This window comes from Streptomyces niger, from assembly GCF_000718305.1.
Lineage (GTDB): Bacteria > Actinomycetota > Actinomycetes > Streptomycetales > Streptomycetaceae > Streptomyces > Streptomyces niger.
Genome location: NZ_JOFQ01000001.1, coordinates 499,269 through 512,322 on the forward strand (window position 1 = coordinate 499,269; position 13,054 = coordinate 512,322).

At 72.8% G+C, this 13,054-nt stretch carries 14 protein-coding genes; 7 read left to right on the plus strand and 7 right to left on the minus strand.

What is annotated here, in order from left to right; all coding sequences use genetic code 11:
- Window positions 1-30: 30 nt before the first annotated feature.
- A complete protein-coding gene (locus IF20_RS02240; protein WP_052863167.1) occupies window positions 31-825 on the minus strand; it encodes a FadR/GntR family transcriptional regulator in 795 nt (264 codons plus the stop codon).
- A 118-nt stretch (window positions 826-943) separates the two neighbouring features.
- Between IF20_RS02240 and IF20_RS02245 the strand changes: the two genes are divergently transcribed.
- The 4 genes from IF20_RS02245 to IF20_RS02260 are packed head-to-tail and all read left to right on the plus strand — an operon-like array spanning window position 944 to window position 4,084.
- On the plus strand, window positions 944-1,828 hold the full coding sequence (locus IF20_RS02245) for a carbon-nitrogen hydrolase family protein (RefSeq protein ID WP_110943714.1): 885 nt from the start codon (window positions 944-946) through the stop codon (window positions 1,826-1,828).
- 54 nt (window positions 1,829-1,882) lie between these two features.
- On the plus strand, window positions 1,883-3,244 hold the full coding sequence (locus IF20_RS02250; RefSeq protein ID WP_052863168.1) for an APC family permease: 1,362 nt from the start codon (window positions 1,883-1,885) through the stop codon (window positions 3,242-3,244).
- A 24-nt stretch (window positions 3,245-3,268) separates the two neighbouring features.
- Window positions 3,269-3,574, plus strand: a complete 306-nt coding sequence (locus tag IF20_RS02255; protein WP_052863169.1) for a hypothetical protein — start codon at window positions 3,269-3,271, stop codon at window positions 3,572-3,574.
- Between the two features lie 15 nt (window positions 3,575-3,589).
- A complete protein-coding gene (locus tag IF20_RS02260; protein ID WP_199896453.1) occupies window positions 3,590-4,084 on the plus strand; it encodes a hypothetical protein in 495 nt (164 codons plus the stop codon).
- A gap of 60 nt (window positions 4,085-4,144) precedes the next feature.
- Here IF20_RS02260 and IF20_RS02265 read toward each other — a convergent pair whose 3' ends face one another.
- The 4 genes from IF20_RS02265 to IF20_RS02280 all read right to left on the minus strand — a co-directional run bounded on the left by IF20_RS02265 (window position 4,145) and on the right by IF20_RS02280 (window position 9,187).
- Complete coding sequence (locus IF20_RS02265; protein WP_052863171.1) at window positions 4,145-6,574, minus strand: MFS transporter; 2,430 nt, start codon at window positions 6,572-6,574, stop codon at window positions 4,145-4,147.
- A gap of 146 nt (window positions 6,575-6,720) precedes the next feature.
- On the minus strand, window positions 6,721-7,350 hold the full coding sequence (locus tag IF20_RS02270; protein ID WP_110943781.1) for a TetR/AcrR family transcriptional regulator: 630 nt from the start codon (window positions 7,348-7,350) through the stop codon (window positions 6,721-6,723).
- Between the two features lie 230 nt (window positions 7,351-7,580).
- Window positions 7,581-8,249 carry a 4'-phosphopantetheinyl transferase family protein gene (locus tag IF20_RS02275; RefSeq protein ID WP_052863172.1) on the minus strand — a complete coding sequence of 223 codons (669 nt, stop codon included), beginning with the start codon at window positions 8,247-8,249 and terminating at the stop codon, window positions 7,581-7,583.
- Window positions 8,246-9,187, minus strand: coding sequence for a metallophosphoesterase family protein (locus IF20_RS02280; RefSeq protein WP_052863173.1), 942 nt, complete (start codon window positions 9,185-9,187; stop codon window positions 8,246-8,248). Before IF20_RS02280 ends, IF20_RS02275 begins: the two co-directional genes overlap by 4 nt.
- A gap of 188 nt (window positions 9,188-9,375) precedes the next feature.
- Between IF20_RS02280 and IF20_RS02285 the strand changes: the two genes are divergently transcribed.
- A complete protein-coding gene (locus tag IF20_RS02285) occupies window positions 9,376-9,891 on the plus strand; it encodes a DoxX family protein (protein ID WP_052863174.1) in 516 nt (171 codons plus the stop codon).
- An 84-nt stretch (window positions 9,892-9,975) separates the two neighbouring features.
- On the opposite strand, the gene IF20_RS02290 is transcribed toward IF20_RS02285, so the two are convergent.
- Both IF20_RS02290 and IF20_RS02295 read right to left on the minus strand, forming a co-directional pair.
- Window positions 9,976-11,193, minus strand: a complete 1,218-nt coding sequence (locus tag IF20_RS02290) for a cytochrome P450 (RefSeq protein ID WP_052863175.1) — start codon at window positions 11,191-11,193, stop codon at window positions 9,976-9,978.
- A gap of 48 nt (window positions 11,194-11,241) precedes the next feature.
- Window positions 11,242-11,433, minus strand: coding sequence for a ferredoxin (locus tag IF20_RS02295; protein ID WP_052863176.1), 192 nt, complete (start codon window positions 11,431-11,433; stop codon window positions 11,242-11,244).
- Between the two features lie 290 nt (window positions 11,434-11,723).
- Between IF20_RS02295 and IF20_RS02300 the strand changes: the two genes are divergently transcribed.
- Window positions 11,724-12,185: a MarR family winged helix-turn-helix transcriptional regulator gene (locus IF20_RS02300; RefSeq protein WP_052863177.1), complete on the plus strand. Its 462-nt coding sequence runs from the start codon at window positions 11,724-11,726 to the stop codon at window positions 12,183-12,185.
- 68 nt (window positions 12,186-12,253) lie between these two features.
- On the plus strand, window positions 12,254-13,048 hold the full coding sequence (locus IF20_RS02305; RefSeq protein WP_052863178.1) for a hypothetical protein: 795 nt from the start codon (window positions 12,254-12,256) through the stop codon (window positions 13,046-13,048).
- Window positions 13,049-13,054: the final 6 nt, after the last annotated feature.

Below are 13,054 nucleotides of genomic sequence, written 5' to 3' on the forward strand. Positions count from 1 at the left end.
TCAATAGTTGCCTTCGGCAACATAACCCGGTCAGGAATCTCCCAACAAGTGCATGAACATGCTCTCGTGCAGGGTCTGTACGTGGCGCCGGGCGACCTCCGCCGCGGCGGCCGGATCGGTCCGGCGCACCGCCTCGACCAGGGCCCGGTGCTCCGCGTTGGACTCGCGCAGGTGCGCCAGCGGATACGGCAGGTAGTAGCGGTACAGCTCCTTCAGGGCCCGCTCGTAGGGCTCGACGACGGACGGGAGGCCGGTGGCCGCGGCCACCGCGAGGTGGAACCGCTCGTCCCAGCGGTGGAATTCGGCCCAGCTCGCCGCCTGCTCCATCTCCTCGACCAGCCGCTCCAGCGCACGGCCGGCCGCCTCGTCCGGGCCGCGGACGGCGGCGAGATGGGCGATGCCGCATTCCAGGACGAGCCGGTGGTCGATCAGGGCGTGCACGTCGGGCGCCGCGGCCCGGTAGGACGCCACGGCGCCGACCGCACCGCGGGGCGGGTGCTCCGCCACCAGCGTGCCGCCGGTACGCCCGCGGCGGCGCTCCAGGACGCCGTCCCGGCACAGGGCCACCAGGGCGCGGCGGACGGTGATCTCCGAGGTGTCCAGCGCCTCGGCGATCCGGTCGCTGGCCGGCAGCCGCTCGCCGGGCTTGAGGAGTCCCAGGTCGACCGCGAGGGCGATCCGCCCCCGCACCGCGTCCAGCGCCGACAGCCGCCGGATGCTCGCGAGCGGTGGCGCGTTCAGGGCGTCGGGCGCCGACGGTATGGGTGGGCGCGCCGCGGTCGGCGGCGCGTCGGGCATGGAGCGGGACGAAGAGGAGCCGACCATGGAGGCACCGTAACCAAAAAACTGCTCATCTTGAACACTCTTGTTTAAGTGATCAATGTGCTCTATTTTCTCGACGATCGAAAGAACGCGTTCCGCTTCCCCGAAACAGGTGACCGCCATGTCCCGCCCGCTGCCCGTCGCCCTCGCCCAGGCACCGCCCCGCCCCGCCGAAGCGCCCGTGTCCGATTTCGCCGACGACGTCCAGGCGCTGCTGGCGAAGTTCCCGCGGACCCGGCTCGTCGCCCACCCCGAGCTGCACCTCTGCGGAGTGACGAGCTCCGGCGCGGAGAGCGAGGCGCGGCTGCAGGACGCCGCCGAGCCGCTGGACGGCCCGCGGACCAAGGCCCTCGCCGAGCTCGCCGGTGACCTCGGCGTCTGGCTGCTGCCCGGCACCGTGTGCGAGCGGGGTCCTGACGGCGAGCTGTTCAACACCGCCCTGGCCTTCTCGCCGGAGGGCCGGCTCGCCGCCTCGTACCGCAAGGTCTTCCCCTGGCGGCCGTACGAGCCGTACGCCTCCGGGGACCGCTTCGTCGTCGCGGACCTGGGCGACGCGGGCCGGGTCGGGTTCTCGATCTGCTACGACGCCTGGTTCCCGGAGGTGGCGCGGCAGCTGGCGTGGCTGGGCGCCGAGGTCATCGTGAACCCCGTCATGACGACCACCGCCGACCGGGCGCAGGAGCTGGTCCTCGCGCGCGCCAACGCCATCGTGAACCAGGTCTACGTGCTCAGCGTGAACACGGCGGGCCCGGAGGGGACCGGCCGCAGCCTGATCGTCGACCCGGAGGGCCGGGTCCGTACCGAAGCGGTGGACTCCGCCGCCACCGTCCTCACCGACGTCCTGGACCTCGACGACGTCGAGCGGGTCCGCACCTACGGGACGGCGGGCCTCAGCCGCATGTGGGAGCAGTTCGACGAGCGGGACGCCGCCGTCGAACTGCCGCTGTACGACGGCCGGATCGACCCCCGTACCTGGCGCCCGGGCCCGCACCGCGCCCGTCCCTGACTCCGGGCCCATCCGCTCCCCGCACCCTCGTCACCACCACTCTGGAGCACCGCCGTGACCGAGCCAGCCCCCGCGCTCCGCCGGACCCTGTCCCTCAAGGGCGTCGTCGCCTTCGGCCTCGCCTACATGGCCCCGCTGATCGTGCTCGGCACGTTCGGCGTGGTCGCCGGCGAGACCGAAGGCTCCGTACCCACCGCGTACCTGCTCGCGATGTTCGCGATGATCTTCACGGCGCACAGCTACGGCAAGATGGCCGCGCGCCACCCCGTCGCCGGCTCCGCCTACACCTACGTACGCCGTGCCATCGACTCCCGGGCCGGGTTCCTCGTCGGCTGGGCGACCCTGCTGGACTACTTCTTCCTGCCGATGGTCATCTGGCTGATCGGCGCCGCGTACCTCAAGGCCCAGTTCCCCGCCGTCCCCTCCTGGGTGTGGATCCTCGCCTTCATCGCGCTCACCACCACGCTGAACATCTGCGGCATCCGCACCGCCGAGCGCGCCAACGACCTCCTCATGGCCTTCCAGATCCTGGTCATCGGCTTCTTCGCGGTCCTCTCCCTGCTGCACGTCTTCCACCGGGGCGGCACCGGGGCGCTGTTCAGCGCCACGCCGTTCGTGAACGACGCGACCACCGTGACCGGCATCTCGGCGGGCGCGGCCGTCGCCGCCTACTCCTTCCTCGGGTTCGACGCCGTCACCACCCTCACCGAGGAAGCGGTCGAGCCGAAGCGCACCATTCCGCGCGCCATCCTGCTCACCGCCCTCATCGGCGGCGGTATCTTCGTCGCCCTCGCCTACACCACGCAGCTCGTCCACCCCGGTGCGACGTTCGACGAGCCGGACTCGGCGGCCTTCGAGATCGCGAAGACCATCGCGGGCGACCTCTTCGCCTCCGTGTTCCTGGCCGGTCTGGTCGTCGCCCAGTTCGCCTCCGGCATCGCGGCCCAGGCCAGCGCCTCCCGCCTGCTGTACGCCATGGGGCGCGACGGCGTCCTCCCGCGCCGCCTCTTCGGCTACCTCCACCCCAAGCTGCGCACCCCTGCCCTCAACATCGCCCTCACCGGACTGATCGGCCTCATCGCCCTCCGGCTGAGCGTCACCACGTCGACGTCCTTCATCAACTTCGGTGCCTTCACCGCCTTCACGCTGGTCAACATCAGTGTGATCGCGACGTGGCTGCGCGAGCGGCACGCCGGGACCCGGCTCAACCCGGTGACCTACCTGGCGTTCCCGGCCATCGGCGCCGCGGTCGACCTCTGGCTCCTCAGCCGGCTGGACGGCAAGGCCCTCACCCTCGGACTGATCTGGCTCGCCGTCGGCATCTGCTGTCTCGCCCACCTCACCCGCCTGTTCCGCGTCCCGCCGCCCGAGATGCAGTTCACGGAGGAGCCGGCCGAATCCGGTGCCACCGGCTGATCATGTCCGGGCAGAATGTGCGGTATGCCGAACGCGCGTACCCCGAAGGCGGCGACCGCCGACGACGCACCGTCGATCAGCCGGTCGCTGGCCCGGGCCTTCGACGACGACCCGTTGATGTGCCGGCTGCTCCCCGACGCCACCACCCGTGGTGAGCGGCTCGAACGGTGGTTCACGACGCTCTTCCGGCGACAGAACGCGCCGCACGGCAGGTGTGAACTCACCGGATCGGGCGCCGCCGTCAGCGCGGAGATCCGCCCGCACGCCGACGGCCCGCCCCTCTGGCCCATGTGGCGCCCGGCCCGGAGCGCTACGACCGGAGAGCGCTGAGGGATGCTGAGGGACATGGCCCGGATGCGGCGCGTGAACGCGCGGAAGGTGTACGTCACGTACGGCAGTTGGTGCGTGCAGGACGGCCACGAGTCGGCGGAGCCGCTCTATCCGGATCAGGGCGGCGGTCGGCCCGGCGACGTCGCGTACGGCGCGGGCTTCCTCACCGAGTACACGGGGCGCTTCGACGTGGCCAGTGCGGGACACACGCACACCGCGGCGGTGACCGTCGAGCAGTGGGACGGCGCTCCCCCGCCGGACACGCGCCGGCGCTGGGACGAGCGGAGCGAGGTGACCTTCGCGTCGGCATCGGGAGTGGCCGCCTTCTGGTCGGACGGCCGCGACGCCGAGGTGCAGCTGCTGACGCCGGGGACCTGGCGGGTGCGGGCCTACTGTGCCGGGCGGGAGGCGGTGGCGCGGCTCTCCCGGGAGGTGGGCCCGGTGCTCGACGTCGAGGTGTACCTGCTCCAGTTCTGGCCCGCGGCGGCCGGTACGACGCAGCCGGAATGACGAGGAGGGCGGCATCCGTACCTGTCGTACGGGTGCCGCCCTCCTCGGGCGCCCAGGGTGTCAGTCCCCGTGCGTGAGGGTGAGGTCGAAGCCCTCGTGGCCCTCTGCGGTCACGGTCAGCGGGGTGGCGACCGGCGGATAGCCGCTGGCCACGACCGTGTACTCGCCGCCGGACAGGTCGGTGAACGCGTACGCGCCGTCCGGGCCCGTCGTACTGACCGCCACCACGTTGCCCGCGGGGTCCAGCAGCGAGACGCGTGCCTCGCCCAGCGGCGCGCCGGAGCGGTTGACGACCGTGCCGCGGAGGGTCGCCGCGCGCTGCAGCACGGCGTCCTGGCGGGTCGGTACGCCGCCGGAGACCTCGACCATGCCGGCGTACGGCTGGAAGCCCTCCGCACTGGCCGTCAGGGTGTAGACGCCCGGCACGAGCGAGGGCAGCCGGTAGCCGCCGTCCTCGCCGGAGGCGGCCGACTCGATGACGTCGCCGCGCTCGTCCGTGGCGACGACCAGGGCGCCCGCCACCGGCGTGGTGCCGCTGCGTACCGTGCCTTCCAGGCCTCCGGTGCCGGCCAGCATCAGGTCGAACGCGACCGGCTCCGCGCCGACGGCCAGGGTGGCCACACGCGGCTGGTGCCCCGCGGCGGCGCCGACCAGCACATAGCTGCCGGCGGCCGGGGTGGCCAGCGTGTACCGGCCGTCCTCCGCGGTGCCGGCACGGCCGAGCTGGCGGCCGTCCGGGGCGATCAGCGTGACGGCGGCGTGTGGCACGGGGCCGCCGGCCGCGTCCAGGACCCGGCCGTGCACGGCGGGCCCGGACGGCGTCTCCGAGGCCGTGGTCACCGGGGTCGGTGCCGTCTCCGCGCCGGCTGCGGCGGTGGCGCCGGTCACCGGGAGTTCGGCCGTGGTCGTGGGATCCGCCCCTTCGGAGGGGTCGTACGGCGCACCGTGCCGGCCGTGGCCGTGGCCGTGGTGTTCGGCTTCGACGGCCACCGCCGGGCCGTGGTCGGACACGGCCTTGCCCCGGCGGTACAGCAGCAGCGTGATGACGAGGCCGGCCGCGAAGAAGGCGGCGGCCCACCAGTACGCGACGTCGTAGCTGTGCAGCGCCGCCTCGGCCTGGTTGAGCCTGGTCGGCTTGCGGTCCGCGAGGTAGTTCGTGACGGCGCTGGCGGCCATCGTGTTGAACAGCGCGGTCCCGATCGAGCCGCCGACCTGCTGCATGGTGTTGACCGTCGCGGAGGCGACACCCTGGTCGTTGGGCGCGACGCCGAGGGTGGCCAGGCTCATGGCGGGCGGCATGACCATGCCGAGGCCGAGGCCCATCACCAGCAGCGGCGGCAGCACGTGCGCGGCGTAGGTGCTGTCCACTTCCAGCCGCGTCAGCCAGACCATGCCGGCCGCCGCGAAGAGCATGCCCAGCGGCACGATCGGCTTGGGACCGATCTTCGGCACCAGGATGTTCATGGACAGCTGCGCCATCACCATCAGCATGCCGACCATCGGCAGGAAGGCGAGACCGGTCTTGACCGGCGTGTAGGCGAGCGTCTGCTGCAGGTAGTAGGTCAGGAAGAGGAAGACCCCGAACATGCCGGCGCCCGAGATGAACACGGATATGAAGGACGCGGCACGATTGCGGTCACCCAGGACACGCAACGGCAGCAGCGGGTGCCCGGCACGCGTCTCCCACAGCACGAAGGCGAGCAGCAGCACGCCGCCGGCCGCGAGGAACGCCCAGCACATCCAGTGGCTCCAGGCGTGCGTCTCGGCGTTGGAAAAGCCGAAGACGATGCCGAAGAGGCCGGCCGCCACGAGCAGCGTGCCGAAGAGGTCGAGGCGGGGCCGGGTGGCCGGCGCGGGGCGCCGGATGAAGACCAGCGCGCCGATGACCGCGACGACGGCGATGACGAGGTTGACGTAGAGGGTCCAGCGCCAGTCCAGGTGCTCGGTCAGTACGCCGCCGAGCAGCAGTCCGATGGCGCCGCCGGAACCGGCGATCGCACCGAAGATGCCGAACGCCTTGGCGCGTTCCTTGGCGTCGGTGAACGTCGTCGTCAGCAGCGAGAGCGCCGACGGTGCGAGCAGCGCACCGAACAGGCCCTGCAGGGCCCGGCCGATGACCAGCATGGAGAAGCCGTTGGCCGCGCCGGCGAGCGCGGACGAACCGGCGAAGCCGACCAGGCCGATCAGCAGCGTCGTCTTCCGGCCGAAGAGGTCGGCGAGCCTACCGCCGAGCAGCAGCAGTGAGCCGAAGGCGAGGGAGTAGGCGGTGACGACCCACTGCCGGCCGTCGTTGTCGAAGCCCAGATCGCGCTGGGCGGACGGGAGGGCGATGTTCACGATGGTGGCATCCAGCACCACCATCAGCTGGGCGAGGCCGATGACGGCCAGCACCCACCAACGATGGGGCGCGTGCCCCGCCGCCCGGCCGTCGGACGGCGCGTCCCCCGGCTGACCGGTGTCGGCGCGTGCATCGACAGGGGTGGATGTCATACGGAGTCCTTCGGTTCTTCCGGGGTCCGGTACTCCTCTTCCGAAGCCCCGGGGGGTGGTTCTCGTGCGTACTGCCCGGCTCCGGTCCGGGCTCTCCGTTCGGGCTGCCGGCCGCGGCTCGCGGCCCGGTTCGGCCCGGGCCGGAGTCAGGCCCGCAGCAGGGCGGGAAGCACCACGGCGTCCAGGTACCCCGTGAGGTACGCGGCGTCCGCGGGACGCTGTTCGATCATCGGGCGGGCGAAGACGGCGCCGGACAGCGCGTGCGGGAAGTAGGGGATCGCGGGGCAGGCCGCATCGACCTCACCGCGGGCGACCGCCCGGTCGAGCATGGCCTGCATCACCTCCAGTTCGGGTTCGATCAGGGCCGCGCGCATGGCCTCGGCCAGCTCCGCGTCCTTGTGCACGGCATGGGTGATGCCGCGCATCAGGTCGATGTCCTTCTTGGTGTCCCCGATGCGCCGGGCGAGCTCGTGCACGTCGCCGCGGAGCGATCCGGTGTCCAGGTCCTCCAGCGAGAAGGGCCGCAGGTGCCGCAGCGCGGCGGACACCAGCCGGGGTTTGCCGTGCCAGCGGCGGTACAGCGTGGCCTTGCTGCACCGGGACCGCGCGGCGACGGCGTCCAGGGTGAGGCTCTCGTAGCCGACCTCGCGCACCAGGTCGAGGACGGCCGCGTACAGCTCGCTCTCGCGCTCCGGCGAGAGCCGGGTCCGGCGGGCCGCCCCCTCGCCGCTGTGGCGCGGCGCGGGGGTGGCCGACGACGGAGTGGAGACGGACATGTCCACCTGTTCTTCGGGGCGTGTGTGCGTACCCGGGCGTGCGGCCTTCGGGACGATCGACGGGGCAGAGCGGATCGAAACGGTTTCGTACTCTTACCCTCTCCGAGCGTACGCCCGGCTCCGATCGAAACGCAAACGTTTCGTTATGGTCCCCCGCACACCCTTCCCCTCCAGGCTGCGCCTCCCCTCCCCGCCCCGCATCCCCGCACGTGAGATGCGCTGCGGGGCGCTCAGATACGGTTCGCCGGCAGCACCACGGCCGTCGTCACCAGGCCCGACCCGATGAGCCACCGGCCGCTGAACCCGGTCAGCTCGCGGCCCCCGACCACCGGCCCCGGGACGCGGAACCGGGCGGTGAAGGTGGCGTCCGTCGGGTCCAGCGTGATCCGCGCGTCCTCGAAGCCCAGCCAGCGGCGGGCGAGCGGGTACCAGGCCTTGTAGACGCTCTCCTTCGCACTGAACAGCAGCCGGTCCCAGCACACGTCGGGGACCAGCTCGGCCAGCCGGGCCAGCTCGGCCCGCTCCTCGGGGAGGGCGACCAGTTTCAGTACGCCCGGGTCGCCCACCGGCGCGTGCGGCTCCGCGTCCAGGCCGAGCGTCAGCACGTCAGTGGCGCGGGCCACGGCGGCACCGCGGTATCCGTCGCAGTGGGTCAGCGCCCCGACGACGCCGTCCGGCCACTGCGGCGCGCGGTCGGCAGCCGGCAGCAGCGGGGCGGGGGCGAAGCCCAGCCGCCCGAGCGCCTCGCGGGCGCAGCTGCGTACGGTGCCGAACTCCTGCTGGCGCTTCGGTACGGCGCGGGCCACCAGCGCCCACTCCTCGGGGAACATCTCCGAGACCGGCACGTCGTCGAAGGCCTCGGCGGTGATCACTGGAGCGGGCAACAGCTTGTCGATCACGTCGGGCTCCCGGCGGTCGTGGTGGCCGGCGCGGTCACGGCCGGCAGGATCTGGACGGGCCGGCCCTGCGGGCCGGAGCGGTGCCGCCACTCCCTGGGGTAGCCGAGGGAGACCTCCTGATGGGGCACGCCGTCCCACATCACGAGGCGCGGGATGTGCAGATGGCCGTGGACGACGGTGGCCGCGCGGAACCGGCGCGGCCAGTCCGCCGTCGCCTCCGTACCGCACCACAGGGCGAACTCCGGGTACCGCAACGGCCGGACCGGCTCGCGGACGAGCGGGAAGTGGTTGACGAGGACGGTGGGCAGCTCCTCCGGGACGGCGGCGAGCCGCGCCTCGGTGGCCGCCAGCCGGGCCCGGCACCACGCGTCCCGCGTCGGATACGGGTCAGGGTGCAGGAAGAACTCGTCGGTGCAGACGATGCCCGCCTTCTCGGCCACGGCGAGCGCCGCCTCCTTGGTGGCCGTCCCCGGCGGGCGGAAGGTGTAGTCGTAGAGCAGGAAGAGGGGCGCGACGACGACCGGGCCGCCCTCGCCCTCCCAGACGGGATACGGGTCCTCGGGGGTGACGACGCCCAGCTCCCGGCAGAGGTCGACCAGGTGCTCGTAGCGTGCGACGCCGCGGAGCCGCACCGGGTCGTTGGTCGGCGTCCACAGCTCGTGGTTGCCCGGTACCCAGACGACCTTGGCGAAGCGTTCGCTCAGCCGTTCCAGGGCCCAGCGGATGTCGGCCACGTACTCGCCGAGGTCCCCGGCGACCAGCAGCCAGTCGTCGGCCGAGGCCGGCTCCAGCCGTTCGACGATGTCGCGGTTCTCCGCGTACCGGACGTGCAGGTCGCTGACGGCCACCACCCGGCCGGCCCGGCCGCGGCGGCCCGAACCGGCCTGCGGAGGAACGGCCCGGGCGTCGCCGGGGAGGGCACGGATCTCGTAGGTCACGACTGAAGTAAAGACCGTTCCGGGCCAAGAGTGAAGGGCCCACCGGAAGGCCGGAAGCCGGCCGATCGGCCGGCCATGGAACCGGACCGCACCGGGTCCCGCAACCCGGCGGCCCTCGATATGGCCCATCCGAGCGGCGACGGCCGGAGCGAGGGATGAGGACCGGCCGAAGGGGGCACTCGTGGGCCATGCTGCTACTGCGACTTCTCGCCCGGCCGATGCTGGCCTCGACCTACGTCTTCGCGGGCTACCAGACCTTCCGCAACCCCGCACCCCTGGTGCCGGCCGCCGAGCCGGTGGTCCAGCCGATCGCCCAGCGCGTTCCCGGCCTGCCGCAAGAGACCGAACAGCTCGTCAAGCTCAGCGGCGGCGTCCAGCTGGTGGCCGGCTCGCTGCTGGCGATCGGCAAGCTGCCGCGGCTGTCCGCGCTGGCGATCGCCGCCACGCTGGTGCCGACGACGCTCGCCGGACACCGGTTCTGGGAGGCGGAGGACGAACAGACGCGGGGTCAGGAGCGCATCCAGTTCCTGAAGAACCTCTCCATGCTCGGCGGGCTGCTGATCGCCGGCGCCGACACCCACGGCAAGCCGTCGCTCGCCTGGCAGGGCCGGCACGCGGCGCACCAGGCGCGCCGGGAGGCGGCGCTGCGGGCCCGCACGGCCCGCAGGACGCACAAGGTCAGCAGCCGGCTCCCGGTCGGCTGACCGCAATCGGTCCGCTGTCCCGCGGCGCCGTGCCCCACTGCGGACGGTGCCGCGGGACCGGTGCGCCGACGGCCGGTCAGCGGCTCACCAGCTGAGCGGCAGTTCGTGCAGACCGTAGACCGCCATGTCCGTACGGAAGGGCAGCTCCTCCAGGGGCCGGTCCAGCCGGAGCCCCGGGAAGCGGCGCAGCAGCGCCGGGTACGCGAGCTGCAGTTCGATACGGGCCAGGTTCTGCCCCAGGCACTGGTGGGGGCCGGAGCCGAACGCGAGGTGGGCGCGGGCGGCCCGGTCCACGTCCAGCCGGTCGGGGTCGGCGAAGACCTCGGGGTCCCGGTTGGCCAGGTCGTTGGCGCAGATCACGGCCTCACCGGCGCGGATGAGCTGCCCGCCGACCTCGATGTCGGCGACGGCGACGCGGCGCCGCCCCATGTGGGTGATCGTCAGGTACCGCAGCAGCTCCTCGACCGCGCCGGCGACCCGCTGCGGACTGCCGTCCCGGACCGCGGCGAGCTGGTCGGGGTGCTGGAGCAGGGCACAGGTACCGAGCGCGATCATGTTGGCGGTGGTCTCGTGCCCGGCGATCAGCAGCAGCCGGGCCTGCTTGGCGCACTCGTCGACGGTGCTCTCGCCGGTGAGCAGGTACTGCTCGGCCAGCCGGCTCAGCAGGTCGTCGCCGGGCTGCTCGGCCTTGAACTCCACGAGCTTTTCGAGGTAGTCGAGCAGCTCCTGGGAAGCGGCGAGGGCGGCCTCCGGCGCGCTGCGCGTGTCGATCATGACGGCGCTGCACCGCTGGAAGAAGTCGTGGTCCTCGTACGGCACGCCGAGCAGTTCGCAGATCACCAGGGACGGCAGCGGCAACGCGAAGTCGGTGACCAGGTCGGCCGGCGGGCCCGCCTGCTCCATGGCGTCCAGCAGGTCGGTGATGATGCGCTCGATACGCGGCCGCAGGGCCTGCATGCGCTTGATGGTGAAGTCACCGGTGAACCGGCGTCGCTGGGCGTTGTGTTCGGGCTCGTCCATCGTGATGAACGTGCGGTTGTGGGCCCGGGTCGCCTCGAACGACGCGCTGACGGTGGGGTAGCCGGAGTGCCGGCTGTCCGCGCTGATCCGCGGGTCGCGCAACAGCGCGACCTGCTCCTCGTGCCGGGTGACCAGCCACGCCGTCGAGCCGTTCCACAGCGACACGCGGGTCACGGGCGCCTGCTCGCGCAGCTCCTGGGTCACGGGCGGCGGGTCGAAGGGGCAGCCGGGGGCGCGTCGGGTGGTGAGGGCGGGTGCGGGGGCGGCGGGAGCCTCGGTCATGGTTGTCCTTCCACGGTGGGGCGGGCAGGAGCCGGTGGTGACGGCGGGTCAGGCGAGCGCGATGGCTGCCGCGGGGCAGATCTGCGCCGCCTCCGTGACGGCCGCGTGCTGCTCGGCGGGCGGTTCGGCGTCCAGCAGGACCACGACGCCGTCCTCGTCCCGCTGGTCGAACACCTCGGGCGCCGCCAGCACACACTGCCCGGCCCCGCAGCACTTGTCCTCGTCGATGGTGATGCGCACGGTCTCTCCTTCTGCTCCCCCGCGGAGCGGTCCCCGCACGGGTGGGGGGCGAACTCGGTTGTACGGAGCGGCGGTTGACCAACCCTCGAACAGTCCTTGCCGACTCCTTGGACGGGCCTTGCTCGCGCATTACTTAACAAAAGTAACTACGCGCCGCCGACGCTAACACCGCGATCACCGCACCGGAATCCCCTCGTCCAGACCGGTACATGCAAGAGGCACGTTTTTCGCCAGCCCTTATCCGCGCCCCGCGCTGCCCCCGCACCCCGGCACTGCGACATGATCGGGGCGTGGACCACACCGAAACCCCCGACCGGGAACCGATAGCCGACCTGCACGCCGCGCTCTCCGGCCTCGCCTACGTAATGGCCGGAAACCGCACACACAAACGGCTCCGCTCGGAGTCGGGCGTAGCCGTCGACCGCGGCTCCCTCGCCCTGCTGCGCGCCCTCGCGGCCGCCCCCGCCCCCTTGCGGATGGGCGAACTCGCGGAAGCGCTGATGGTCCGGGCCCCGCACGTGACGCGCGAGGTCCGGCGCCTGGAGGACCTCGGCCTGGTGCGGACCACACCCGAGCCCGGGGACCAGCGGGTGCGCCGGGCCGAGGTCACCGACCAGGGCCGGGACGTCGTCCTGCGCGCCGAGGCGACGGGCCGGCAGTGGCTCTCCGACGCGCTGCGCGGCTTCTCCGAGGAGGAACTGCGCACCACGGCCGCGGTGATCGACCGGATCGTGGCCGTGTACCGGAACTGAGACCCGCGGCGAGCCTGTCACCCGCCACGGAGGAGGCGGGCCCCGGCGCGCCGTGCTGCGATGCCGGGGTGAAGGGGCATGTCGCGGCGGCGATACGGCGCCGCACCGGGTACGGCGTACCCGGCCCGGTGCGGCTCGGCGGACGGGCCGTCACCTGGAGTTGGGCCGTGGTCCGGTGGCTCGTACCGGCCGGCGTGGCGGAGGCGGCGGACACGGTCCGGTCGGCGGTCCGCGCGGCGGTCCGCGCCTCACTCCGGTCGGCGGTACGCACCGCGGTGGACGCCGTACTCGACCAACTGGACCTGGACGCCGTGGTGGCGCGGGTCGATCTGGACGCCGCGGTGGCGCGGGTGGACCTCGACGCGGCGGTGGCGCGGGTGGACGTGGACTCCGTGGTGGCACGGGTGGACGTGGACCGGGTGGCGGACCGGGTCGACGTCCACCGCGTGGCGAACCGCGTGGACGTGAACCGGATCGCGGACCGGGTCGACGTCCACCGGGTGGCCGACCGCGTGGACGTGGACCGGATCGCGGACCGCGTCGACGTCCACCGCGTGGCGGACCGCGTCGATGTGGACCGGATCGCGGACCGGGTCGACGTACGCCGGGTCGCCGACCGGGTCGACATCGATGCGGTACTGGCCCGGCTCGATCTGGCGGCGATCGTCGAGCAGGTGCTCAAGGAGGTCGACATCGGCCGGATCGTGCGGGACACGGGCGGCGGGATGGCCGAGGAGACCGTCGACGCTTTCCGCCTCCGGGCCGTGCACGCCGACCACCTCGTGAACCGGGCCGCCGGCCGGCTGCTGCGCCGGCGGCCCGACGCCGCGGGCCCTGATCCCGCACGCCCCGAGCCCCCGTGACGGGGC